This window comes from Paenibacillus sp. DCT19, from assembly GCF_003268635.1.
Lineage (GTDB): Bacteria > Bacillota > Bacilli > Paenibacillales > Paenibacillaceae > Paenibacillus.
Genome location: NZ_CP029639.1, coordinates 2298760 through 2323151, shown reverse-complemented (window position 1 = coordinate 2323151; position 24392 = coordinate 2298760). Strand labels below are relative to the sequence as shown.

Sequence of the window (24392 nt, the reverse complement as noted above, 5' to 3'; positions counted from 1 at the left end):
TTTTCCTCCTTTTCAATTCCTAATCCATATCGCCGCCTGTACCAAAGCTTCATCTATTGTAGACGTTTTGCGGTCAAAACAAAAGCAAGGCTGCTAAATCCAAAAACCCGCTTCGCTCTACATTGCAGAGACGGCGGGTTTGGATTGCGAATTATGGGCGACTTTTCGAGGATGATATGCCTTCCTTTGCTGCTTCCTTCGCCTTAACGGCGAGCAGCTCCGAAACCGTCACGAAACGATAACCTTCTTGCTTAAGCTTTGGCAGAATTCGTGCTAATGCCTGTACCGTCTGAGATTTGCCCTCCACTTTATCATGGAATAGAACGATATCCCCGTTACGAACGTTTTTTAACACTTTGTTAGTAATGGCCGTAACTCCTGGAGAAGCCCAATCTCGCGTATCCTGATGCCAAGACCATAACACAATGGTATAGCCTTTCTCTTTGGCGGCCTGAATCACCATGTCATTATAGTAACCACCAGGTGGTCTGAACAACAGTGGGCGAGGCGCACCCGCACCAAGGATAGATTTCTCGGCAGCATCCATGTCACGAATATAGGTACCAACTCCAGTATTGCGCCCTGCATACGTATGTGCATACGTATGATTAGCTACCTCATGTCCTTCCTGCTGCTCCTGCATGACAAGCTGCGGGAATTTCTCAGCCCATTTGCCTAACACAAAAAACGTCGCTTTCGCTTCATACTGCTGGAGCAAAGCTAAAATTTCAGGTGTCTGTACAGGGTCGGGACCATCATCAAACGTTAAGGCGATAAGCTTATCCTGTGTAGGCACTTCCCACACGATCTCTCCACGTTCCTCGTAGTACTGCCGATTCTTCTGCGCAGGCTTCGCATAAACCGTATTGCAGCTAATGAAGAGGATTACGATGAGTATTCCGATTAATCGGGCTTTTTTCAGGGTCAGGGTCATGTTCATATCCTTTCTGTGTTGTTGAACCTAAACTTTCCCTGTTAGCATTACCCGATTCCCCGGAACTATTTAAGACTTGTCAGAAAACTCACTCTAGCGAAATATCTGATCTATCACTGCAATTTCCTCGGCAGACAATTCTACCTGCAATGTCTTCAAATTATTAATAACCTGTTCCGGTTTCTTCGCTCCCGGTATGAGGGCATCAATGGAAGGCTGGGACAGATACCATGCCAACACAAGATGTGCAACCTCAGCATTTTTGGATTCTGCGATGCTACGAAGTTGATCTACCTTGTCCAAATTGCGAATAAAGTTCTCGCCGGTGAAGAGTGGATTCTTTGCTCGACCATCTTGGAACGTTGTATCACGTTTATATTTGCCGCCCAGCAGCCCTGCAGCCAGTGGGAAGTAAGGGACAAATGAAATTTGATGTTCTGTTGTGTAAGGCAGCAGTTCTTGCTCAGCTTCTCGTTTGAAAAGATTGTATTCGGATTGTAAGACGTCTACGTCCCCATCCCGGTTCGCTTCCCGAAGCTGATCAACGGAGAAGTTGGACACACCAATTGCTCGAATTTTGCCCGCATCCTTTAATCGCTTCAACGCACCTACTGCTTCATCTTTCGGTGTCTGTTCGTCTGGAAAATGAATATAGAATAAGTCGATGTAATCCGTCTGTAAACGTCTTAGTGCTTGGTCAACAGCTTCGGTTAGAAAGGCTGGGGAGTTATCGATCTCAACCTTTCCATCGACCAATTTATGTGCAGCCTTGGTTGCTATGATTGTATTTTGACGCTGACCTGTCTCTTTGAGCACTTCGCCGATTAATCGCTCAGAATGCTCCGGACCATAGATGAAGGCTGTATCCACAAAGTTGATCCCTTGCTTCAATGCAGTGCGAACGATTTCTTTGCCTGTTTCATCATTCAACATATCAGGATAAATATTGTGTCCACCTACTGCATTTGCACCTAACCCAATGGGGTTAACAAATAGATCCGTTTTGCCTAAACGAGTGTGTTGTTCTGCCATATCTCATCTATCTCCTTTTTCTGAAGGTATGTTCACGTACTTCCTGTATTATATCAAACGCATAACCATATTTAAAATATCGGATTTGTCAGATTAACTGTTTTTGAGTACGGTAGCCTCAACATCATTGATAAAGCGCCGTAATTTGGCAGCGACATCCCGGTTAATTTCCCCATTCTCATACAATTGCTGTACCGTATTCCGCTGCTCCTGAATCGCTACCATCTGTAGCTCCATCTTGTTCTGATCGAATGGATCTTCCTTCTGCCCTTGATTCCAGCTACGCAATTTGGAAATGACGCGCTCATACTTGGCAATGACCGCTATCGCCACCGTGCGATTGGCATCGTTCATCTGGGCACGGATCGCTTTAATCGCTGCTTCAGAGGTACGAAGTTTAACCTGCTGGAACAGTTCTGCATTTTCGATCATGAACGACGAAGTCGGAGCTTCTTTACGCTCGGTGAACAAATGTCCAATTACACGTGCAATCTCACTGATCGAGAACATCATTTGTGTGTTGGTTCGGTTAGCCAGCATCATTTCTTTGCGATCCAGCCAGCTATTACACCGGAATGCTGCGTCAGATGCAATTACATTTTCATCCATCATCTTCTGCACTTCCTTACGTTCAGCACGAGTACCAATCAGGTTAATGGCTGCCTCCTGTTTCAGGATATCTTTGCGTTTACCCGCAGTGAGCTGACCAGCTGCCTGTCTGATATACTTCGATAGGTCTGAGACTACAGCAAGCGCTGCTGCCTTGTTCTCCTCGTTCATCTCTGACTTCACCGCACGTATCGCTGCATTTAGCATAATATCTTGTGCTTTACGTTCTGTAGTAAACGGCTTGCCATCCGTAGTTTTCTCATCATTTTTGGCTAATACCGGAAGTAAGACACTCGCTGCAATTAATGTTAGCAGAATGACACCTGCCGCCAAAAAAATAATGAGATCCCGCTCCGGAAAAGGCGATCCATCTTCGAGAACATATGGAATGGAGAATGCACCAGCCAGCGTCACCGCTCCTCTCACACCCGAGAGTGAGATCAACGTCATCGCTTTGAAGTTCGGCCTTCCAATCGCAGATTTGGGGCGGTACCATCTATTCCCACGCCAGAATACATAAATCCACACAAAACGTAAGGCTAACAACAACAACGTAATCAGACCAACGTAGCCGAGTACCTGACCATTATTAAACGAGGCATTGGCAAAAATAGTGTTTAACACATCTGGAATCTGCACGCCTAGAATAACAAACACCAGACCATTTAGAATGTACAAAATCACAGACCAGGTGCTCATCGACACAACTTGCATCTTAAGTTGCACGGATTCTGTACGATCACGCTCAATCGCATGAATGATACCACCTGCAACAACGGCCAAGATTCCCGAGACACCGATCTCTTCACTAACGAGATATATCACGAAGGGCGTCAAAATCTGCAGAAGCATATGAATGGTCACGTCTTCCATCCCGAGACGACGAATCCAGACACCAAGCCGGATGAGCAGAAATGATAATATTGCACCGGCAAGTAGCCCGCCGATGGCGATAATCAAGAAGCTAACCGAGGCCTCTGCAAGTGAGAAAACACCGGTAACCGTGGCAGCAATCGCAAATTTGAATGCAACCAATCCAGAGGCATCGTTCATTAACGCCTCTCCCTCAAGTAACCTATGTATGCTTTTGGGAAGATGTACACGTCCTGCCATCGCGCCAACCGCTACAGCATCCGTTGGCGACAAAATCGCAGCGAGTGCAAAGGCAGCAGGAAGTGGAATGGTAGGAATAAGCCAGTGAATCGCATATCCACCCACCAGTACGGTGACAAATACAAGCCCTAGCGCAAGAAGTAGAATGGGTGCTCTGAGATTCCACAATTCATTTCGTGGTGTTCGTTTACCATCGTTGTACAACAACGGAGCAATAAAGAGCACAAAGAACAATTCCGGATTCAGTGGCAAATGCACGCCAGCAGGTAGCATTGCCACCACAAAACCAAGCGCAATTTGAATGAGCGGAACCGGGATAAAAGGTACAAATCGGTTTAATATATTGGACAAACCGATCAGAACCAGTAAAACGAGGACAGCGATAAATAGTTCCATGATGTTATTCCCTTTCCGCATAATGAACCTGGATGCCTGATTTTAAGTATCCTTATTTTAGCATATAACAAACAATCGTTATAAAAATGTTGTCATATTCAATTACCCAGCCAAGCCATTTTATAATAGCTTCGTCTAAACAATTGTGATTGATTCTGTCTATAAGTTCGTAATCAAAAGCGGACTTTTTTGAACTACCACTATAAGATGTTACAATACGTTCAGGACAATACCCGTTTGGAAAGGATTTTGGTTATTATGGCATTTGGAATTAAGCGGAAAGAGCTGGCAGCATGGAAAGAGCGGGTTTCCCGTGGCGAGATCGCTTATCTTACTCATTTTTGGATTGATCCCCGTTTCCCAGGCGTGAAGAGTGTGACCAAAGTGGGGTGTGCAGATCTCGAAAGACTCGAAGAATGGTGCCACACACATGGACTTAATCCTCGTTATATTCATCGACGTGAGGCTTTTCCTCATTTTGATCTTCTTGGTGAGAAGCAAAAGGAAATTTTGCAGTTTGAAGGCCTAACAGAGCATATTCGCCGATTCCAACTATAAGAGGTTTTAGTGAATGAATTAAATTAATCTACAATAAAAAACGCCAGTCTTCAAGGTTTAGACCTAAACGAAGGTCTGAAATTCTTGAAGGCTGACGCTTTGGCTTGAAACGTATTACCTTATCGATTCGCTTGCTCAAGTGCTTTCATGTTCTCCAGCAACTTCAACTCGATTTTTTTGAGCATACCGATCATCTGTTGTTGTTCTTCTTCTGTAAGTGCCTGCAACAACTCCCAAGTCATGCGGCCGCGATTCGCAATCAAAGTGCGAGCTAACTGCTCTCCCTCATGTGTGAGGGATAACCAGACAATCCGCCGATCCTCTTCACTACGCACTCGTTGAATAAGCCCCTCGCTCTCCAACTGATTCAGAACAATTGTTGTTGCTCCCGAGGATAGACTGAGCTGTCTTGCCACATCAACAGCCATGCAACGTTCTTCACGTAATATCATAGCTAATATATGATTTTTGGTTGGATTCAGTTTGCAGTTTGTTTCATTCTTCTGTTGCTGATCCAGCACTTTATTTTTATATCTGAAGAAGGCCTCCAACAATTGATCGATATTTGCCAATTGAGAGTTTCGCTCCGTATCCGGACTCATAACTGTCCCTCCTACCTATGATCATAACCTACCTTATATTGTAACATATTTGTACTATTTTGTTTGTGAAATATACGTTTGCATTCGAAGGGTTCGGATGGGATGAATGCATGACGTTTAGGCAAGTTTAGAGATAGAGCGCAAACAACCTATTGCAATATGTTAATTAGTTTGTTTATAATGACTTATGCCAGAAGTTACTTTTAGTTACTTAATGATTTTTATAAATTTATTGTTATTAAGTATATGGATTATCACCTATATTACTGCGAAGGAATTTTAACATATGAATACGACAAATGAAACAAATCAAACGCTGACTGTAGATGTCTGTATCGTTGGAGCGGGGCCAGGTGGAGCTCTCTTATCCAATCTGTTGAATCGACAGGGTATATCTACAGCTTTAATTGAACGACAACCCCATCTTCACAAGTCGTTCCGCGGAGAGCTGCTGAATACGGATGGAGAAGCTATTTTAAAAAAATATGGTCTGTACTCTACGATCGCTGAGCGCGGAGCACTCCCACTGGAGGAGATTCAATATTGGGAAGACGGCAAGATTATTAAAACGATCTTCCCAAGTGATGAAGTCTCGCACGTCGGCATCCATGTACCACAGGATCACTTGTTAGAGATTATCGTCTCCCAGTCACAACAGCAAGAGCACACCCATGAACATATCCTCTTCAATACAATTATGACCGGGATATTGCGAGATAAGACCGGCAAGCCTGTTGGCGTCAATGTCCGTCAAAATGGCATTCCGTCTTCCATTGAAGCTTCAGTTATCGTCGGTGCTGATGGACGATACTCAGCCGTAAGGAAGCATTCAGGCTTGATCCCCGATATTCGTAAGCATGGATATGACCTGTTATGGGCTCGCATCCCGGCACCTGTAGGCTGGGAACCTGCGGTACGAATGGCAAGCATGGACGGACAACAGCTGGCTCTCTTCTCTCAATTTGGTGGCTATGTTCAGATCGGCTGGAACATCCCACAAGGATCTTATTCCAAGTTGCGCGAGCTACCCTTTACACCTTTTGTTCAGAAACTGGTTACGGCATTCCCTTGTTTGGCTGATTCGGTTAAAGCGCACATCCAAACTTGGAGTGACTTTGTATTGTTATCTGTGGAAAGCAGTTATTCGGAGACATGGACGCAGGATAATATCGTTCTCATTGGTGACGCTGCTCATACGATGACGCCAACAGGAGCATTCGGACTAAATGCCGCACTGGAGGATGCGGATACACTTGCAGAACTATTAACCCATATGGCACAGGATCAGTTCGTTTCGATGGAGCCCTTGCAAGAGTTGCAGTTGCTACGCGGAGATAAAGTGAAGCAGCAGCTTGCAAAACAGATCGAGATGGAGGTCTCCTTCCAGCAACGCTATGAATCCTTCCTTTGAATAAGGGAGTAAGACGGTCTGCTGGTCTATTACGAGCTGAATACGGCAGCACCGCCTCATACAATCATCATTACGTTATACCCACAAGAAGCCATGACCCTCCAGATCGGAGTTCATGGCTTCTTGTGGTGGTATTCATTCTAATCAAGAGATCAACCATATCATGAGATTAACTCGAGGTATTGTTGATTTCATACTACAAACCTTTAACTTTAGCACAGCTTTCTCTGATGATCAGTTTCGTAGGAAGCACTACTTTTTTGGGTATATCGCGTTTGGAGAGAAACTGCTCGGCAATTAGTTCTACGGCAGTCTCGCCTATGTACTCCATATGTACCTTTACCGTCGTTAACGGTGGCTGCATAAATGCCGACATCGCAATATCATTGAAGCCGATAATAGATATCTCTTCAGGCACTTTAACACCTGCTTCATGTAGGGCGCGAAGAGCCCCGACAGCCATCGAGTCATTTTGCACCAAAAAAGCGGTTGGGCACGCCTGTGATTCCAAAGCACGTTGCATCAGCTGATATCCATCCTCTGGGTACCAGTTACTCCCCATATACATGAAGGTAGACTCTTGCAGATTCTGTTCTTGAAGCCATTCGCCAAAAGCAATCTCTCTCTCATCACGCGTCGTTCTGGCATAGGACTCATTATGCCCTCCGATATAACCAATTCTGCTATGACCGAGGCTGCTTAGATAATCCAGCGCTCCCCGAACCGCATGACGCATATCAAAAACAACCGAATCAAAATGCTCTTCATCCGGTGATGAATCGACAAATACAATCGCATCTAGATTAGTTGGAAAGTTATCGATATCCTTCTGCTCGAACCTTCCAACAGCAATAATTCCATCAGGTGCTTCGCCATTCCAGTCAATGCCCTCTCCGGTACTGTGCTTGTACATCTTCACAAGTTCGAACTGATGCTTGAAGCATTCCCTTTCAATGCCAAGCCGAATAGCCAGGTAATACGGATCCAACATCTCCTCCTGATCTGTATACCAGTTCATCAGTCCGATTCGCCGGGTTTCTTTGGGAACTCCATGTGCTGCCGCACTGCCGTTACGCTCCCTTGGCGTACGATAATTTAATTGTTGAGCAATTTCGAGTATTCGTTTACGTGTCTCGTCTGATACAGAGAGGGTTGGGTCATAATTCAGCACTCTAGAGACTGTAGCAATAGAAACACCCGCCTGACCCGCGATATCCTTAATCGTTGCCATAATTCATAACGTTCCTTTCTTCCAGCTATGACCCACATCGCTTCATCAAGAACACCCCTGCAACTTCCGACTATGTCAGCCTGTTGCTGATTCAGCGAGATCATCACAATTTCAATTTACCTGTTCATTAGTGTATCAGATGTCTGCTTCGATGCCCAACAATTACATATAGATTCTCAGGTATCCATCCACAGTAGCAATTTTCAATGTGATGAAAAAAACCTTCAGCCCGCGTTAGTCGCGAGCAGAAGGTTATACTTATTTGATGCTTTTAGATTATGACCTAGCTATTAATTAGCTGTTACGTAGGCTGTTACATAGGCAACTACTTAGGCTTCTACTCACGCTTATGTTCCATTAGGTTCAATAACACCTGCACAGCTTCAACCCGAGTTGCTGCACCCTGAGGCTTGATAGACTTACCATTACCCTTAATTAATCCAAGCTGTACAAGTGCAGACATTTGCTGTTGTGCCCATGGTTGAATATCTTCTCCATCTGTGAATCCAGCCAATGCATGATTACCGGTTCCACTTTCGTCTGGGTACAGCTTTTGCAGTGCATTATAGGTCATTACAGCCATCTGTTCTCGTGTAATCTGTCTGTTTGGTTCAAAAGCCACATCAGACATACCGTTGATAATACCTGCTTGGTGAGCAGCTGCAACCGAGGAAGCGTACCATTTGTCCTCAGACACATCAGCAAACGGTGTAGTCGAAGTCTCTTCCAGCCCCAGCATACGGGTAAGCAGCGCGGCGAACTCTGCTCTCGTCACAGGACTTTGTGGTGCGAAATTCGTATCGTCGATTCCTTTAACTATATGCTGAGCAACCATCACTTCGACAGCACGGTTATACCATGAGGAGGACTGAACGTCATTGAATGGCTTCGTAAAAGTCATCAGGCTATAGGTTCCCAAATGGTTGATCTGGGTTTCAAATATGCCCGTCTTGCTATTCCATGTGCTGCGCTTAAACTCTGCTTCACCCTTCTCGTTCCAGTAATACACACCTACGAGCTGGTGATCGGTACCAGCATCCGCTGCAAGTTCGATTTGGACTGGCTGCCTAAACGTAGGATTCAGCTGGCGCACTGTGCCGTCTTCAAGCGTAGCAGATATCTCCAAGCTGATGAACGATCCGGCAGACTTGAGCTGACCGCCCAAACGCTGTCCAGCTGATGCAATCTTTGAATTTTGATCCGTGGATGCAACAGGTATTGATTTCAGATTCAACGACTTGAACTCAGAACCCAGCTCTGACGCAATCTGTCTCAAAGCATCATATGGAAGCACAAGTGAGATACCCTCTGCGAGTTTGATCGGCAGATCCGTCTGCTTCTCCAGGGCAGCAGCAACTTCTTCATGACTTACTGTAGTTGTTCCATTAACATTATTGCCTGGACTCGTGCCTACTCCTGGTGTGATAACAGGTGCAGTCGGCGTGACTGCTGGTGTTCCAGATGAAGAGCCTCCTGTGGAGCTACCCCCAGTATCACCGGAAGATCCTCCGGTTGAACCACCCACCTTATAATTCGCCGTAGCAAGTGTAAACGTGCGATCTAGTACCGAAGCTTTCAGTTTTAAGCTATAATTCCCATCTTGAAGAGCAGGAATGATTAATGTACCATCTTTCGATACACCACCATTACGAGCCTGAAGTACATCCTGCTGGATGGCAACTCGCTCCCCTGTAGCCTGATTCACGAGCTCGAGCATGACAGGGATGTGCAGATCTGGGGTCTGATTTTTCACATAAGGTGAAGTCGGAATGTTATCTACATAAGCGTTCAATCCGTCTTTTGCTGTCACCTGGTATGCCACTTTTTTGTTGCTATTTCCGTTCTGGATATTAAGGCTTCCCGCCAAAACTCCGTCTGCAACATGTGCATCAGCAAAGTGTCTGCTGTGCTGAGCGAACGACAAGTCAATCGACTTCGTGTAGAACGCACTGTCATGCAGTCCGTCACGAATCTCGGCATAATGCTCGACATTATTATCCTTCAAATACTTGTGAAGTGTCGTTACTGGCACGTCAAACTTGTACCCATCCTCATTACCTGAATCCAAGTAAATGGAATATCGTTTCAACGCTTCAAGAGGGTAAGATTTAATAATGTTAACTGGATTCTGACCTGCTTGAGTGAAGTTAATTGCACCCATATGACTAGCTGCTGAAGAGAACAGATCCGGGTATTGGAAACCAATCGCGAAGGAGCCGAATCCACCCATCGACACACCGGAGGTTCCTCTGTAACGCGCATCATCAATCGTTCTGAATTTCTGATCTACATGCGGTACCAGATCCTTAACCACCATATCCTGCCATTTCACACCATCAGGCTCTGCACCATTTACCCACCAACTCATTCCGGAAGAGTCAGGCATAACAACAATCATATCCTTGGATCGTCCTGCAGCGATCTCCTTGTTCAAAATCTGATCGATTTTGTCGATCTCATAGGACTCACTATCACTGTTGAACTGGTGAAGTAAATACACACTAGAATAACGCTTGTCTGGATTCGTCAAATAGCTCTGCGGCAGATAGACTCTATATTTAACCGTCCGCTTCGCACTTTCTGAATAAAACTCAGTCACGAAGAACAGTTTCTGATCACCTGTTTCTCGAAGTTTACCGTGCTCCTGCTGATAATATTGAGATATCGTTCCCTGTTGAAGTATCTTCTCGGTTCCATCTGCTGTGGTTCCTGTTATGACAACTTCAGCCGTATACAAGTAACGGTTATCCAGTGTAAACACATACGGATTGTTGATCTTGGTTTTGATTGTTGCATAATCTTTGGTCCACTGTTGCCGTTGTTCCAGTAGCTTCAGTTTATCAACGCCTTTCTCAAAATATTTAGCCGACAATGTTTCTGCGTAGACAGTCAGATTTTTCTGATCTATTGCCTGGTACTGCTTAGCCGCAAACGCCTTCACTGTCGTTACTTCGTTCTCACTAGGTACCTCAGAAGGTAAGTTTTTAATTTTTTGCATCGCCGCTTTCGTGTAAATGCCTATCGGCCCGGAATACCAGCCCCCGCCGCCGTTATCGTTAAGCATGTACACGGCTATCGTATTGACCTGACCCCGTTTCAGCAGATTACTCGGGATTTTATATTCACGCGATGCTGCCCAGAAAGATGATTTATAGACACCGTTCACGAATCCCGTCTCTCCTACTTTAACTCCATTAATATAGGTGATGTCAGCATCATCGATTTTGCCGGCCATCAAGGTCAGATCCTGATCCGGGAAATCTTCAGGAACAAAAAATGTCTTCTGATACCAAGCAGCTCCAAAGTAATTATTCAGCCCCTCATAACCGCCGAAGCCGTCTGTCCACCAATCCAGACCTGGTTGCACTGTTGCCCAATCCGTCGTGTCCACATTTTCAGCTTCTCCATGTAGGGATGGCCCTGGATACGAATCTTTTTTGAATTTCCAATCCCCAAGCAGATCAATCTGAATATCTTCAGGCAACGTACCTGTTGGCGTGACACGAATCAGAGGTTTGGAACCCAGGGATATTGTGGAGCCAAGTAAAGAGGCATGGAGAGAAACGGTAGTACTTTTGCTGCTCCCCAGCTGATCCACTGGAATATCAAAACTGTCACTAAAATTAGATTCAGTCGAACCGGTAACGATGTCTCCCGCGTTTTTGGTATCACTGTACAAGATTTCGCCAGCTGGATTAGTCACCTTCAAGGATACAGATAACTCAAAGTCCTGATCTGTATCATTATTCTGGAAAAGCTGCGCCGCAGCCCGATCCAGTTGAGTCGTGTAGGCTACACGAACCTCATTCGTATCGGTACCCAATGCTTGAGGCGTAGCCGTAAAGCTACCTGTTAGAATGCCTTTGGCAAACTTAGAATTGAAAGCACCCAAAGAACGATTCAGATCCACGAGCGGATTCGTCGTATGATCACCCGGACGCATCTGGTAGCCGTGTGAGATGGATTTGGAGCGCAGATGAGCGTGAATAGCATTCGTGGAATTATCTGCATATGTATTAGGGTCATCCGCACCACCGTCCAGATACATGGAATACGCTTTCAATTGGTCATCTGATTTGCTCTTCATTAGCTCCATTGGATTTTTGCCTGCGATGGTCATGCCCAGCGGGGCTCGATGACTTCCAATGGAACCAAACACCTCCGGATGATCAAGTCCAACGACAAATGCACCAAACCCACCCATGGAAATACCCGTAATTGCTCTGTACTGTGGTTTATCAATCGTTCTGAATTTTCCATCAACTACGGAAACCAGATCATCCACAATCATATTTTCCCAGTTTCCTTGATCATCACCTTCCGTCTGATTGACGAAATAGCTGCCTCTGCTGGAGTCTGGCATAATGACAATCATTTTCTGAAGTGTTCCATCCTTCATCCACTGATCCAGCTTGTTTGCAATGCCACTGGACTCAAACTGCTCACTGGTATTGTTCTCTCCATGAAGCAAATAGACGACAGGATACGTTCTTGTGCTATCGTAATATCCTTCTGGAAGGTACACCCGGTAAGTCATTTCCTTCTGATTCATGCTCTCGGACACATAAGTTGCTGTGTAGAATCTAGATTGCTGTGCTTCAGGTGAGCTCTCCGGAGTGCTGGAGAGTAACTGACTGCTCAGCTGGGTGTTCTGCGGAGTGACAGGTGTAGCAGACTCTTGTTCAACGGGTAACGTTTCAGATGAATCATTGACCACAGCTTCCTGTTGTTCACTCTGTATCGATTCTTCCTGCGTAGCATCCTCCTGTACAGATTCTCCCTGCACAGTTTCCTCCTGCACAGCAGTTGTTGTTTCCGCATAAATAAAGCTCGGCGATGAGGTTAACATCAGTGCTGCTGATAAAGCAGCGATGGGTATCGTCTTTCTCTTAGCTTTCTTGGATTTGGATCTAGTATCTTTCATGAACGAACCTCCCTGATTACTTTATGAGAACGTTTACAATTGAACACCACTAATTTATCATTATTTTTAGTAAAAAATCAATAAATTTTTACTTATATTAAGTAAAAATTATTCCGACGTGCATTTTTACTTTTTCTCTACAGGTAAAGGAATACCATTTTTGCCGTTATGGACAGCTGAAATGTAACTTATCTTCCGTCTGATTGACAAAAAAAACAGCCCTCACGAGGAGGACTGTTTCTTGTATATTTTCGATGATACGTTGGTTAATGATGATAGATAAATAATAATTGAATAAGTGCCTATATGAAGCAGATCGGCTCATTCAAGCCAATTATTTGATGCTATTTTTCACGAGTGCAGCAAAGGCTTCTGAGCCTTTAGCCGTGAGATGTACGCCATCTTTTTCAAAATAAGCATCTTGCCCTTCACTCGCTGCGTTCCAATCAATGAGCGAGACATTGTTATACTCTGTCGCCGCCTCGTTCAATGCTTTATTCACTGTCCGCTCCCAAGGTCGAGGCACGCGTACCGTAACTAGATACACATGTTCCTCGTCCTTCAAAAATTCAAGAACTGACTTTAGATTTTTGGAGTTAAAAGACCCGTTCGTGCCAAGTTCCAATACAACCTGGCTGCCCATTTGATTGTTCTTTTTCAATTCACTTAATACATCCGCAGCCTGCCACATCTGACGACCCACATGACCATCTACATGCACACCTGTCATCGTCTGTTCCAGATAAGGCTTGGCGTCAAGAATGACTGAATCTCCGATGATTGTATAACGGATTTTCTCATCTGTAGCTGGTGAATCTGTTTCGCCTTTCGGTTCATCGGATGTATGATCCGATTCCTCGGGTGACGGGGTAGCTTGATCGGTAGAATCTCCCGTATCGTCTGCGGAATCTCCAGCACTAGCTTGATGATCCTGAGGTGTCTCTTTGCCGCCATCCGTTACTTGCTCCTCAGGCTTGGAAGACGAATCTGGCGATTGGGCTGGTGTGTCATTCTTGCCTGAATGATCGTCCGCCCCTGTAGCCGGCTTATCTGTCTTCGGATCATGCTTGTTGCCTGTATCTGACGGAGCAACCGTCGCTGGCACGACATCCTGTCCCTTCTCTTCCGTAACCGAATGATCGCTGTTGAGCGTGGTCGACATGGACACCGAATGGGAATCTGAATTCGCTTCAGAGGTAATCATCATCTGTGACACCGTTACAACGATTAGAAGCGTGGAGAGCACGAGAGCTGACCGTTTCCACCACACATGGGAAACTCCATGCCTATGATGACCTCTTCCCCACATATTGGATAACGCATTACGAAATCCGTTATACCGAATAGGATTTTCAATATATTTAAGAGATAGTGATGCCAGAACTACGGTTGCCAGCACCTGTAGAGTCATGCGCACAGGGTGCACACCACCTGTATCTATCGATGGAGTCGTCAGCACGATAACCGGATAATGCCATAGATATAACCCATATGACCGCTCACCGATCCATCGTAATGGCTTAGCACCAATGATCCGTGCTAGGAACGACGAAGGGTGTGCGAGTACAGCAACCAAAATCGTCGTTGCAATCGCTTGAATAATCATTCCCCCCTGATACAGCGAAGAATCGTACTCACTCGTATTCAGCATCATATAGATTAACAGCAACAGAGCAGCGATACCTGCAGCATCCATGCCTACTCGATTACCACTGGCAAGTGACGAAGACAACTTCCGGCTCGGCCAGACTACAGCTAGAGCAGCACCCGCTAATAGTGCAAACGCACGTGTATCCGTTCCATAATAGACACGGCTCGGATCCAAATCCGGGTTGTACATGATTGCCATTGCCCCCGCTGATAATTCAGCCAATACCACAATAAAGACAACGAGCCATCCCTTACGTTTGAATAAAACAATTGCCGCGACCATCAATAAAGGCCACACAATGTAGAACTGCTCTTCTACAGCTAATGACCAGAAATGACCAAATGGGGACGGTGGCCCAAAGCTTTCGAAATAGGATACATGATGAAAGATATACCACCAATTGCTTATGTATAACACCCCTGCGACAATGTCGCCACGAAGAGCGGCCAATCGGGAAGGATCGGTGCAGAGCAGCCAGATCATTACAACCGCTGTCATCGTCAGCATGCCGGGCAACAGCCTCCTCACCCGTCTTATCCAAAAATCACCGAGTAAAATACGGCCATGCTCTTTCCATTGTGTCAGGAGAATATCTGTGATTAAGTAACCCGATAGTACGAAGAATATCCCCACACCGAGCAGACCACCAGGGATAAAATCTAAATTCAGATGATACGCAATTACTCCAAGCACCGCGATGGCTCGTAAACCATCCAATCCATTCATATGGCGCTTGCTACTCAAAGGTTGTGACATATGCTGTGCCCCTCCTTACTTATGCAAGTTGACATCTTCGCTGTCTGGGGCAATTTGAAGCTCGCAGTGGTACTGGTTCTCGTTGTCTTTAACATACGTATTGCACCTTTCATCTTTCATTTCCACATGAAGAAGACGTGTAACGTGTCTTCTTCGTTGCATCTATATTATTAATATTATTAATCCACGACGTGGATAACATAGTCAGATTCGTCTGATCGTGCAATGCGTTTACCTAACAGTATACGCTCGATCCATTCGGCAGAATTTACAAGAACAGTTACAACAGATTAAAACGATGTAACTTTACCTCCCAAGCTTCTACAGCTGTAAAATCATACTCTATATTTGTAGCTTAATACAGTGCTTTTATTAGATTGGAGAATATTACCTTGCATCGCCAGACGAGAGGTTCCCTCTACTTTACGATTATGAAACATGTAATCCATGGAAAAAGGCTGCCGACTTACTCAGCAGCCACTAACCATTATAAACCTATCTTTCGCCGGATTGAAAGTTTTGCTCATAAATGCATCTCGAAGCCTAGGACTCAAGCGCTGAATAGGGTATTTTTTACAATTAATAACTATAACAGAGCTTAAATCATTAGGGTTCTTGACAATCCAACATTTGCATTTCCATTTTCCTTTAATCTATTTACTGCATCGTTCCTGTTCTATGCTTTATCTATTTCGGTTTTTAATTCCATCAGGCTATTAATCACACGATCGGCTTGTGCTAACTCATCAGGCTGAGCAAAATCGAAATTGCACCCAATAGACCTCAATCCATTTTCCTTGGCTGCTTTGATATCGGACAATCGATCGCCAATGACAATCCCCTGGGTGATCTTATACTTCTGTATGATTGTTCGTACAAGATCTGACTTATTCTGCGATTCAATCTGTTGTATGCTAAAGGTTTCCGTAACCCATTCATGCAAATGGTAGTAGCTAACGATGGATTCCAAGTATTCGATCTGTCCGTTACTTGCTATGTATATCGGAATTTCTCTGTCTTTGCACAACTGAAAGAATTCTTCTACACCAGGGTATAGCGCCCCTTTACCTGAACTGATATGTTCTATTAATCTCGCATGGAACCATTCATTGGCCTGATTTCTAATTTTGTCAGAATGACCAGGTAATAAGTTCTCCCAAACGACCGGCAGTGGAACCCCCATAATCTCGCGGTATTTTTCTATAGGTGTCCCGTGATCCCATAACCCTTGTGACCTAAGGTGCTCAAATGTGTCATGCAGCGAAGATTCCAATATTTTATCCGTCTGAAACAACGTTCCATCCATATCAAAAATTAATGATAGCATCAAAGCCCTCCTAATTAACGTCCCTATAATGTCCTATTCTATATATCCGCAAAAAAAACCTACCTCCATGCGTTTCACATGTATTTCTCATCATACGCCCTAACAACAAAAAAACAAACGATTAGTCGATGAAATCGGAAAATTTCACTAATCGTTTGTATGAAAAATCGTATTGCATTATTTAATAAATATCAAGTCAACTACTCAACTACATTTACTGTATCCACAATTGCTGCATGTTTTGCATCCTTCCAGATTGATCAGACTTGCTGAACCACATGAAGGACATAAGTCTCTTGATTCAGCGATAGAAGGACGTCCAATTCCTCCTGTTGGTTCATGCGTAGCAGCATGGTTCGTATCCTTCCTCAATGCCTCTCTCCACGCTTCTTCGTTCCCTTCATCCGCATGGAGGGGACCTGTGTGATTGTGAACAGCACTTAACTTTGGCGCGTTCTCTAAAGATTCGTTCTGTACGTGACTCTCCAAAGCTTTGGCAACTGCATCTGCAATGGATTCGACCCGATTCACGCCAAAGCCAATGGCTCCTGAGCCTCCAATGCCCTTCAAGTGTTTAATGAGCAGTTCCACTTTGTGTCCATGATCCCCATACCGAAGGAACAGAGAGCATACCCGTCCAAGTGCCTCTGCCATGGCAAATACGTCTGAACCTGCTTTACCCACATTCAGGAAAATCTCGGCTGGAATGCCGTCTAGGTCATTGATTGTAATATAAGCCATTCCAAATGGCGTATTAATTTTGTAAGTGGCTCCACGCAGAACCTGAGGGCGGCTTCTGTACTGTTTATCCAGCACTTTGGCAGAGGTGGCTGCTACATCTGATCCTGCTATTGCCGCTGGTTCTACTTCTGCCGCTGGCGGAGATTCTTGTTTTTTCAATACCTCTTCTTGCGTTGCATATGTTTCTTGTGTTTTTGCCCCTTCTTGCACTTCTTCCTTTACCTCTTCCTTCTTCGAAGTGGATAACACCTGCACATCCCTACTGCCATCTCGGTAGATCGTTACCCCTTTACACCCCAGATCGTAGGCAAGCTCATAGAGCTGAGCCGTATCTTCGACCGTAAAATCGGCTGGACAGTTGGCTGTTTTGGATATAGAGCTATCCACCCACTGCTGGATGGCCGCTTGCACGCGAATGTGATTCTCAGCGGATAGATCCATCGAGGTTACAAAGTAAGCTGGAAGTGGCTCGCCTGGATGGGCATCCAGCCATTCTTGGGCAATCGGTACAAACTGTTCATCATAACCAAGCCGGCTCTGACGGAAATATTTAAAAGCAAAATAGGGTTCAATACCTGTTGATGTTCCCACCATCGTGCCTGTACTTCCAGTCGGAGCTTGAGTGATGAGGGTGACATTACGAACGCCCTGTTTCCGTATAGCCTCTCCCACTTCCGGATACGTCGCAACCATATTTTTCATAAAACCACTCTGTAGGTATGGCTCTACTTCAAATGCAGGAAACGAGCCCTTCTCAGCCGCAATCTCCGCCGATGCCAGATAGGCTTCCTTCGCCATGAATCCATACAGTTTATCCAGAAATTCCAGTGACTCCGGGCTCCCATATCGAATGCGAAGTTTGATCATCAGCTCCGCCAGTCCCATCGTACCAAGACCTACCCGACGTTCATGCTGCTGATTCTGTCTATTCTCCTCAAAATGATATGGCGTCGCATCAATTACATTATCCAAAAATCTCGCCGAAACGCGTGTCGTCTCCGCCAGTTCTCCCCAAGCTACATCGTCTGCCTCTGCATCATAGAATTTGGATAGATTGATCGCGGACAGATTGCATACACCCCATCCTGGCAGACCTTGTTCGCCACACGGATTAGTGCAGATGATCGGGTTAAAATACCAGCTGTTCGACATTTGATTATAGTATTCCATAAATACAACACCCGGTTCTGCGGATTTCCAAGCAGATTCAATAATGGTACTCCAAATTTCCCGCGCTTTAACCGTGCGATATGGAATGACCGAGCGACCAGCATCTCTCCATTGCTGTAGATCTCCGTTCCACTCCGTGTCATAGTCTGGATCACTTGTATCTGGGAATACGAGCTCCCAGTCACCATCCTGCTTAACAGCTTCCATAAATCCGTTACTTACGCACACAGATAGGTTCGCATTCGTTACTTGACCCATGGTTTGTTTCACCGTAATAAAATCAAGTACGTCAGGATGCCAATCGTTCATCATCAGCATCAAGGCACCTCGCCGGCTTCCTCCCTGCTCAATCAGTCCGGTAGTATAACTGAACAAGCCACCCCAAGACACAGAACCGCTCGATGACCCATTGACCCCTTTAACAACGGCGCGGCGAGGACGTAAAGAGGACAAGTTAATCCCCACGCCTCCTCCACGTGCCATAATCTCAGTCATCTCGGTCAGCGTTTTCATAATGCCACCGCGGCTATCCTGCGGCGAAGGAATAACATAACAATTAAATAGCGTTAGTTCATCACTCGCACCAGCACCCGCAGCAATTCGACCTCCCGGTACAAGCTTCCAATCCTCCAATACCGAACGGAATCGAGATTCCCATATGGTTCGTTGTTCAGCGGTTGATTCAACGGAGGCCATCGCTTTAGCCAGACGATCCCACATCTCTTCAGGTGTCTTTTCTATATTAAGCGTCAGCTTCTCTACATCTGTCTTAACGATCTCTCCGCTTCGGGTTCTCACTTGTACCAGCTGACCCTCACGTTCTATAATTTCCCCAACTTCTTTCGTTGGAAATTTGGGATCATCCTTCGTTAATACCAATACAACATCCCCGACCTTTGCATGATTCGAATCTGCGTTCTTCCAGGCATACCGGTCCAGAAATATTTTTTCGCTTAGTCCTTCCAACTTGTGTGATTGTTTGTTCGTTTTCATCGCCACGCTCAGCCTCCCCGGAATAACGGTTCAATTTTGCTCTACGATTAAATTATGACTAAACACCACATATAGTGATTATAATTCAGTATATTACACTATATATTGATTTTCCATGTGATTTATATCATAGTCGTTTCTCGTACTTATCTATACTCGGACAAGCTTCACCACACGCCCTCAGACGCATGTATATGTACTCTGTGAACTTTCTGGGAAGATACAGCCGTACAGATCGAAATATGAATCCGGTTATGAACTGTCTCTCATTCGTCCATACTATTACCTACGAAATTAAACGTCATCTTGAATGGCATGGGAGGTAGCAGCATGAACCGGAACAATCCGCATCACATCAAACAGCCTATATCCGAAATGCCCGTACCACTGGAGTTTGATCGAAGCTGGCTTACCCAGCTTGAGTCTCGTTTGGATAAAGGGGGACCTTGGGGAGATTATCGACTCTTTCAATTAGGGATTCAGGCCGAACAGACGAATCTGATTCCGAACTTTGATGAAATCCAGTGTTTGAAGCATTTACAAGGTCTGACCCCGCTTCCTCACCAGATGGACACTGCGCGTAAAGTATTATTTGAAATGTCTGGCCGAGCCATTCTCGCTGATGAAGTAGGACTGGGTAAAACGATTGAAGCCGGCCTTATCCTCAAAGAATATATGGTTCGTGGCCTTGTATCCAAAGTGCTTATCCTCGTCCCTGCCTCCCTTGTACTGCAATGGGTAAGAGAGCTGAATTCGAAATTCGGCATTCCTGCCGTTGCTCAGAAAAAGGCATATTCCTGGCAAAACGAGGTCGTTGTTGCTTCCATGGACACTGCCAAACGTGATCCGCACAAAGACATGTTACTGAATATCGATTATGACATGATTATTATTGATGAGGCTCATAAGCTCAAAAACAAGAAAACAACAAACTATCAATTCATGCTGAAATTGCGCAAAAAATACTGTCTACTGCTTACAGCGACCCCCGTACAGAATGATATGAGTGAGCTGTTCAATCTGATTAACCTGCTGAAACCAGGTCAACTTGGCCGTCAAGGTGATTTTGCCGCCAACTTCGTCGTTGATAAAAGGGTTCCGAAAAACCAGGAACAGCTCAAGGATGAGTTGTCCAAAGTCATGATTCGCAACCGACGCGGCGAAGGACCTGTTCAGTTTACGAAGCGAAACGTCTCGAACGTCAACCTCCAACTTTCACCCGAAGAACAGGCACTATATGACGGTGTAACCTCATTTGTAAAGGATCAGTATCAGGAAACTGGTGGCAATCTGAGCAGCATGCTCTCACTCGTTACGTTGCAGCGAGAAGTGTGCAGCAGTAGGGATGCCGTATTCGTAACACTCGTCAACCTGTCGAAGAAGCTTCCGCTTGACTCGCCTCTTCGGGATACCATCTGGGAACTTGTAGCCCATATCAAAGCGATTAAGGAGAATACCAAAGCCGAGAAAACGATGGAACTTATTCGCAATATGAATGAGAAAGTCATTATTTTCACAGAATACCGGGCAACGCAGGAGTATCTACTTAACTATTTTCGCAATAATGGACTTACTGCTGTACCCTACCGAGGCGGCATGAACCGCGGGAAAAAAGACTGGATGATGGATCTCTTCCGCGGACGCGTTCAGGCCATGATTGCAACCGAAGCTGGTGGTGAAGGTATCAACCTGCAATTCTGTCACCATATGATTAACTTCGACCTGCCTTGGAACCCCATGCGGGTGGAGCAACGGATCGGACGGGTACACCGATTGGGACAGCAAAACGATGTTAATATCTTCAATCTATCCACGACAGGTACCATTGAAGAGCATATTCTGCATCTGCTGCATGAGAAAATCAACATGTTCGAGATGGTTATCGGTGGACTGGATGTTATTCTGGAGCGGCTTGAGAAGAAGGAGTCGATCGAGAAAAGCTTAACCAAAATTTTGTTGGAATCTCAAAATGAAGAGGACCTGCGTCACAAGATGGATTCACTAGGACAATCATTGAACTCCATTCAGCGCGAGGTCGCAGATGAAGTACCTCTGATTACCAAGCTCGATCTTCGTAAAGGAGGAAGCTAACCTATGACCATGTCACCGCACGAGATTCAGGCTTATGTGCTCACCTATCTTGAAGCCATGGACTGTCAGATCATAGAGCGCTCTCCCGCCCATGTGACGGTTAAACTTTCCCCCGAAGCCGATAAGGCGCTGACGAACCGACCGTATTATTGGGGATTTGTAGAACGTACAGGTGCACCGGCAGAAACCATGTCATTTACTTTTGTATTTGACCCGGAAGCTTACAAGCAAGCGATCGAGGCAGCGGAAGCCACTGCAGCCCAGGCGAATCCTCCAGTTGGATCTAGTACAGCCAGTGGCGGAGCCAGTACAAGTCCCCCAGGTGCTGAGCCTGTGAAAGAAACCATTCTGGGACGTTACTTCGGTATCACCCCTTCCCTACCGCAACTGGGGCCAGGACGTATTTTGCGTGAAGATGTCGTTTATGGCAGCCGCCGACTTCAGCAAATTTTTGATGCGGCACGTGAAGGCGGGGCTTTCGTTAACCTGTTCGAACAGGCGGCCAAACGACAGTTGCGAGCTACAGCGCCAGCCGTCTATGAACCTTGGCTTGGTGTTTGCTTCAAGGTGGAATTCGCCTGTGATCTGAAACGGGAGGAGCTTCATTTTCTCGGCATTTCTCTTCGCTCCGGTGAGATTATTGAGCAATTCGGGGCAAAGCTTAACCGTCGCGACCTTAGCCCACGATTGGCAGAGAACATGCATGCGCAGGCGGCAAAAATTTCATTATCTGCTGCTGGAGCAGCGCTAGAATCCCATCTTACCAACCGTTTGCTTCAGCTTGATTACGGTTGGGCAGAACAGGCTAAAGAGAGGCTTGCACTGGAGCTTGACGTCGTAGATACGTACTACGAAGCTGTATTGCGTGAGGACATGCCTGAGGTAGATGCTACGAGCACACCTGACGCTAACATTCAACATGTCTCTTCAGCACTCAAACCTTCTCATTTACGAACAAGTGTAACGACTGATGATATGGTGACGAATAATCGTATTCGAGAGGATGTAGAACTGGCAGCTGAGCCAGCCTTTCCGTTAGAAACCGAAGCAGATCCAGAGCAAGAAAAAGCAAAACAAGCGGTTATGGATCGTGAGGCGATGAAACTGCAATATGAGACACGCCGAACGGAAATGATCTGGCAATATGAACCCAAAGTGAAGGTTACCGCTATCAGCAGCGGCATGTTTCACTTAAGATAGACGAAGACACTACTTTTCCTGCAAATGCTGGCAAAAGTAGTGTTTATTCATATTCAGTTGCCCGACAGGTTACAGCAACCTTTGCATAACTTGTCCCCTAGAATGAATACTAGCGTCGCTCACGTAACCAATATGTCATAGATAAATTTGATTCAAAGTATCCCGAAGAAGAAGGTGTTTATTTGGAACGAAACGCTACGCAATGGATTTTACTACGGAGAATAGCCACAATCACTCTAGCTATGCTCAGTTGTGCAGCCTTATCTACCTTCTGGTCGATTGCAAGTGCCGAGGATCGAAGCGTCCCTCCACTTCCACTTACGTCATTAACTGATCTCGAAGAAAGCACTGCTCTCCAGCACGACAAGTTTGCTCCTCTGGCTGTACAGGAGTTTGCTCATCAGCACGCAATCTCACTTAGTTCGGCTCACGGAGAATCCAACTGGAAAAAGGCAGAACTAAGTTTCACTCCACTTGGCCCAGGTACGCATAGCTGGCTCGTGCAGGCTGCTTTTGAAGATAAATTAATTGGTTATATGATTATTTCAGCTACAGATCAGGGAGAGTTAATGCTCAGCGAGTACGGGTTGGGAGAACACTCTCCCTATGATCGTGAGTTGCTAAGCCATGCGTTAGAAAGACAACACCTGGGCCTTACGATGCTTCAAGCCGATGGAGGAGAGATTCAGCTTCGTTATGCTCTTCCTCTACTCGCTTACTGGAAGGTAGAACGACCGAATCACCAAGCGCTTTATATCGATGCTACGAATGGTGATCTATTGCCCTCAGCGACGGTGAAACAGATCGAGACTGCTATCAAACCAAAGATATCCAGTGTTACCGATGCTTCTGTGAATTCATCCTGGCTTGTCGATTCTGTACAAAGGCGACCTACCTTTAATCCTATGAACAACCTGTTATGGATCACCTCCAAACCAGTGAAGCTCACCCGTGTACAAGATTGGACTCAGCTTCATAAGGAGTCTGGAATTGTTTATTCAGCGAATGATCGTAATGTATCCTATGGTGGCCCGTTACCTATTGGTGGTTATCAATTATGGCATAACAGCACTAAAGTTCAATCCATCCTCTATATAGCCATTGGTGGACATAATTCCACGCAACGATTCGTCCCATTAGACACGCTTTTGAAAGATGGGCAATTCTACGTCACTAATCCCTGAAATGATTGTTCCTTAATAATTTCCATACAAAATAGACGCCTTTCCTGACCATACAGGAAGTGCGTCTATTTTAGTTGGTGAGTCTCTTTGTAGATACAGGATTGTATATAACCTATTCGATCTTTAAACGATAACTGCTTCCATCCATCTATTCCTTGTCTGAAGAGCTTCGTTTACCTAATTTCGAATCGCCCGCTCTCCCCTTCTTGCCAACCCATAGCGACACGGCAAACGGAATCATGCCAAACCACTTCATCGCCCATGGCTCCTTCAGTTTGGTACGTCCTTTTCGCTCATCCTTTGGAGTATCGATATAATGAACCACACGTTGTGTTATATATTTTACCAATTCATCACTTTTGGCCATAACCTCTGCCTCCCTGGCTCCGTCACATAACGAAGCGTACGATAATTCTATTGTGCTCAGGAAGTGTTCAGGCTAAACATTTTTGCCTTGGAAGTGTATGAA

At 45.4% G+C, this 24392-nt stretch carries 15 protein-coding genes; 5 read left to right on the top strand and 10 right to left on the bottom strand.

The window, feature by feature from the left end:
• Positions 1 to 151: 151 nt before the first annotated feature.
• The 3 genes from DMB88_RS10465 to DMB88_RS10455 all read right to left on the bottom strand — a co-directional run bounded on the left by DMB88_RS10465 (position 152) and on the right by DMB88_RS10455 (position 4084).
• Positions 152 to 934 carry a polysaccharide deacetylase family protein gene (locus tag DMB88_RS10465; RefSeq protein WP_251382997.1) on the bottom strand — a complete coding sequence of 261 codons (783 nt, stop codon included), beginning with the start codon at positions 932 to 934 and terminating at the stop codon, positions 152 to 154.
• Positions 935 to 1027: 93 nt separating this feature from the next.
• Complete coding sequence (locus DMB88_RS10460) at positions 1028 to 1966, bottom strand: aldo/keto reductase (protein WP_128101299.1); 939 nt, start codon at positions 1964 to 1966, stop codon at positions 1028 to 1030.
• Positions 1967 to 2059: 93 nt separating this feature from the next.
• Entirely contained in the window at positions 2060 to 4084 is a 2025-nt protein-coding gene (locus DMB88_RS10455; protein WP_128101298.1) for a Na+/H+ antiporter, read from the bottom strand.
• 258 nt (positions 4085 to 4342) lie between these two features.
• Here DMB88_RS10455 and DMB88_RS10450 point away from each other — a divergent pair, with 258 nt between their 5' ends.
• A complete protein-coding gene (locus DMB88_RS10450; RefSeq protein WP_128101297.1) occupies positions 4343 to 4642 on the top strand; it encodes a hypothetical protein in 300 nt (99 codons plus the stop codon).
• A 119-nt stretch (positions 4643 to 4761) separates the two neighbouring features.
• Here DMB88_RS10450 and DMB88_RS10445 read toward each other — a convergent pair whose 3' ends face one another.
• On the bottom strand, positions 4762 to 5244 hold the full coding sequence (locus DMB88_RS10445) for a MarR family winged helix-turn-helix transcriptional regulator (protein WP_128101296.1): 483 nt from the start codon (positions 5242 to 5244) through the stop codon (positions 4762 to 4764).
• 286 nt (positions 5245 to 5530) lie between these two features.
• On the opposite strand from DMB88_RS10445, the gene DMB88_RS10440 reads away from it, so the two are divergent.
• Entirely contained in the window at positions 5531 to 6655 is a 1125-nt protein-coding gene (locus tag DMB88_RS10440; RefSeq protein ID WP_128101295.1) for an FAD-dependent monooxygenase, read from the top strand.
• Between the two features lie 196 nt (positions 6656 to 6851).
• Here DMB88_RS10440 and DMB88_RS10435 read toward each other — a convergent pair whose 3' ends face one another.
• From DMB88_RS10435 to DMB88_RS10415, 5 genes are all read right to left on the bottom strand, one after another.
• Positions 6852 to 7886, bottom strand: coding sequence for a LacI family DNA-binding transcriptional regulator (locus DMB88_RS10435; RefSeq protein WP_128101294.1), 1035 nt, complete (start codon positions 7884 to 7886; stop codon positions 6852 to 6854).
• Between the two features lie 337 nt (positions 7887 to 8223).
• On the bottom strand, positions 8224 to 12810 hold the full coding sequence (locus tag DMB88_RS10430; RefSeq protein ID WP_128101293.1) for an alpha/beta hydrolase-fold protein: 4587 nt from the start codon (positions 12808 to 12810) through the stop codon (positions 8224 to 8226).
• A 334-nt stretch (positions 12811 to 13144) separates the two neighbouring features.
• Positions 13145 to 15217 (bottom strand): acyltransferase family protein, encoded by a 2073-nt coding sequence (locus DMB88_RS10425; RefSeq protein WP_128101292.1) that lies wholly within the window; start codon positions 15215 to 15217, stop codon positions 13145 to 13147.
• A gap of 676 nt (positions 15218 to 15893) precedes the next feature.
• A complete protein-coding gene (locus DMB88_RS10420; protein ID WP_128101291.1) occupies positions 15894 to 16547 on the bottom strand; it encodes an HAD family hydrolase in 654 nt (217 codons plus the stop codon).
• Between the two features lie 201 nt (positions 16548 to 16748).
• A complete protein-coding gene (locus DMB88_RS10415) occupies positions 16749 to 19448 on the bottom strand; it encodes an adenosylcobalamin-dependent ribonucleoside-diphosphate reductase (RefSeq protein ID WP_128101290.1) in 2700 nt (899 codons plus the stop codon).
• Positions 19449 to 19778: 330 nt separating this feature from the next.
• Between DMB88_RS10415 and DMB88_RS10410 the strand changes: the two genes are divergently transcribed.
• The 3 genes from DMB88_RS10410 (at position 19779) to DMB88_RS10400 (ending at position 23923) form a co-directional block, all read left to right on the top strand.
• Positions 19779 to 21539 carry a DEAD/DEAH box helicase gene (locus tag DMB88_RS10410; RefSeq protein ID WP_128101289.1) on the top strand — a complete coding sequence of 587 codons (1761 nt, stop codon included), beginning with the start codon at positions 19779 to 19781 and terminating at the stop codon, positions 21537 to 21539.
• Positions 21540 to 21542: 3 nt separating this feature from the next.
• On the top strand, positions 21543 to 22739 hold the full coding sequence (locus DMB88_RS10405) for a YqhG family protein (protein ID WP_254438522.1): 1197 nt from the start codon (positions 21543 to 21545) through the stop codon (positions 22737 to 22739).
• Between the two features lie 182 nt (positions 22740 to 22921).
• Positions 22922 to 23923 carry a hypothetical protein gene (locus tag DMB88_RS10400; protein ID WP_128101288.1) on the top strand — a complete coding sequence of 334 codons (1002 nt, stop codon included), beginning with the start codon at positions 22922 to 22924 and terminating at the stop codon, positions 23921 to 23923.
• A 148-nt stretch (positions 23924 to 24071) separates the two neighbouring features.
• Here the strand turns inward: DMB88_RS10400 and DMB88_RS10395 are convergent, their stop codons facing one another.
• Positions 24072 to 24290, bottom strand: coding sequence for a YqzE family protein (locus DMB88_RS10395; protein ID WP_128101287.1), 219 nt, complete (start codon positions 24288 to 24290; stop codon positions 24072 to 24074).
• Positions 24291 to 24392 lie beyond the last annotated feature (102 nt).

What these genes read in the sequence shown, in the direction of transcription:
- DMB88_RS10465 (WP_251382997.1), bottom strand. Translation starts at nt 934, where the DNA reads ATGACCCTGACCCTGAAAAAAGCCCGATTAATCGGAATACTCATCGTA.
- DMB88_RS10460 (WP_128101299.1), bottom strand. Translation starts at nt 1,966, where the DNA reads ATGGCAGAACAACACACTCGTTTAGGCAAAACGGATCTATTTGTTAAC.
- DMB88_RS10455 (WP_128101298.1), bottom strand. Translation starts at nt 4,084, where the DNA reads ATGGAACTATTTATCGCTGTCCTCGTTTTACTGGTTCTGATCGGTTTG.
- DMB88_RS10450 (WP_128101297.1), top strand. Translation starts at nt 4,343, where the DNA reads ATGGCATTTGGAATTAAGCGGAAAGAGCTGGCAGCATGGAAAGAGCGG.
- DMB88_RS10445 (WP_128101296.1), bottom strand. Translation starts at nt 5,244, where the DNA reads ATGAGTCCGGATACGGAGCGAAACTCTCAATTGGCAAATATCGATCAA.
- DMB88_RS10440 (WP_128101295.1), top strand. Translation starts at nt 5,531, where the DNA reads ATGAATACGACAAATGAAACAAATCAAACGCTGACTGTAGATGTCTGT.
- DMB88_RS10435 (WP_128101294.1), bottom strand. Translation starts at nt 7,886, where the DNA reads ATGGCAACGATTAAGGATATCGCGGGTCAGGCGGGTGTTTCTATTGCT.
- DMB88_RS10430 (WP_128101293.1), bottom strand. Translation starts at nt 12,810, where the DNA reads ATGAAAGATACTAGATCCAAATCCAAGAAAGCTAAGAGAAAGACGATA.
- DMB88_RS10425 (WP_128101292.1), bottom strand. Translation starts at nt 15,217, where the DNA reads ATGTCACAACCTTTGAGTAGCAAGCGCCATATGAATGGATTGGATGGT.
- DMB88_RS10415 (WP_128101290.1), bottom strand. Translation starts at nt 19,448, where the DNA reads ATGAAAACGAACAAACAATCACACAAGTTGGAAGGACTAAGCGAAAAA.
- DMB88_RS10410 (WP_128101289.1), top strand. Translation starts at nt 19,779, where the DNA reads ATGAACCGGAACAATCCGCATCACATCAAACAGCCTATATCCGAAATG.
- DMB88_RS10405 (WP_254438522.1), top strand. Translation starts at nt 21,543, where the DNA reads ATGACCATGTCACCGCACGAGATTCAGGCTTATGTGCTCACCTATCTT.
- DMB88_RS10395 (WP_128101287.1), bottom strand. Translation starts at nt 24,290, where the DNA reads ATGGCCAAAAGTGATGAATTGGTAAAATATATAACACAACGTGTGGTT.